This window comes from Okeania sp. SIO2B9, assembly GCF_010672505.1.
GTDB classification, from domain to species: Bacteria; Cyanobacteriota; Cyanobacteriia; order Cyanobacteriales; family Microcoleaceae; genus Okeania; species Okeania hirsuta.
In genome coordinates, this window is record NZ_JAAHGK010001464.1 from 1 (window position 1) to 1,744 (window position 1,744).

At 34.6% G+C, this 1,744-nt stretch carries 1 protein-coding gene; it reads left to right on the forward strand.

Going from position 1 to position 1,744, the window contains the following annotated elements; translation table 11 throughout:
• Positions 1-217 precede the first annotated feature (217 nt).
• Complete coding sequence (gene guaD / locus F6K13_RS31740) at positions 218-1,561, forward strand: guanine deaminase (protein WP_192901261.1); 1,344 nt, start codon at positions 218-220, stop codon at positions 1,559-1,561.
• The last annotated feature ends 183 nt before the right edge of the window (positions 1,562-1,744 follow it).

Below are 1,744 nucleotides of genomic sequence, written 5' to 3' on the forward strand. Positions count from 1 at the left end.
TACAAAATGTAGTATAGGAGAAGGAGTCAGGAGACAGGAGACAGAATTTTAGAAGAAAATCATAGCTGCCGTGAAGGCTAAAACCTTTATCTGTAAATACTTTGAGATTTAATCAGCAAGCTCTAACTAAACCCTTTTTCCTTCTTCCTTGCAAACTTAACTCAAGCTTATCAACCCATTTTCTTCATATATACTCTTACCAAAATATCAGATAAAAATGAATCAAAATATTAACATCTCAGCCATCAGGGGTTCATTCCTAGATTTTGTTGCAGATCCGTTTTACTATCCAGAATTAGAAACCGTTCGTTATATTCATGATGGTTTAATGATTATCTCCAGAGGCATAATTCAAGAACTAGGAAACTACGACAAATTAAAGCCTAAATATCCTGAAATTCCTATTATTTCTTATCCAGGAATGCTAATTTTACCAGGATTTATCGATATTCATATCCATTATCCCCAAACAGAAATAATTGCCTCCTCTAGTAAACAACTTTTGGAATGGTTAGATAAATACACTTTCCCAGCAGAAGGAAAATTTAAAGATCAAACCTACGCTCAACAAATAGCATCCTTTTTTCTAGATCAACTACTAAAAAATGCCACGACAAGTGCTTTAGTTTTAACCACAGTTTATCCTCAGTCAGTTGATGCCTTATTTGAAGTAGCAGAACTACGAAATATGCGGATAATTGCTGGTAAAATGCTCATGGATCGGAATGCTCCAGATTATTTGTTGGATACTCCAGAAACTAGCTACGAAGATAGCAAAAATTTGATTAAAAAATGGCATGGTAAAGGCAGACTTCTATACGCCATTACTCCGAGATTTGCCATTACTTCTACCCCAGAACAACTACATCTAGCTGGAGTTCTCAAACAAGAATTTCCAGATGTGTATGTACATACACATTTATCTGAACAAAAATCTGAAACTGAGAAAGTTGCCCAGCTTTTTCCTAATAGTAAAGACTACTTAGATGTTTATGAAAAGTTTGGTTTAGTTAGTAATAAATCAATTTTTGCCCACGGTATTTATCTCAGTGATTCTGAATTTAATCGACTCTCACAAGCAGGTTCAACTATTGCATTTTGTCCGACTTCAAATCTATTTTTAGGCAGTGGTTTATTCCAACTACACACAGCAAAATCTCAACAAACTCCAGTGAAAGTTGGTTTAGGTACAGATGTGGGAGGTGGCACTAGCTTTTCAATATTTCAAACTATGAACGACGCTTATAAAGTATCTCAATTACAGGGACAAAATTTATCTTCTTTAAAAGCTTTTTATCTGGCTACTTTAGGAGGAGCAAAGTCTCTATCCCTGGAAGATAAAATTGGCAATTTTGATGTAGGGAAAGAAGCAGATTTAGTTGTGCTAGATACCAGAGTAACTCCGTTGTTAAAGTTGCGGAATTCTCGAAATAATTCCGATTTATTAACTGACATTATTGATGAATTATTTACCCTGATTATTTTGGGAGATGAACGAGTAGTTAAAGCTACTTATTTAGCAGGAAATTTAGTTTATGAACCTAATATTATGTCCATTTAATTAGGGGTTGCTGATGAACTATAAAAGCATTGGCATATAAAGGTTTCAGCCTTCTTATATCATGTCCGGATAATTAGTTATAAAAAAACTTTCTCCTTCTTCTCCTGTTGTTCTTCTTTATTACCTCTTTTCTCCTGACTCCTGACTCCTGACTCCTGACTCCTCCGTAGTTATTTATTTATC

Bases quoted from the DNA above. Each gene is read 5' to 3' on its own strand.
- guaD (WP_192901261.1), top strand. From the start codon at position 218: ATGAATCAAAATATTAACATCTCAGCCATCAGGGGTTCATTCCTAGAT.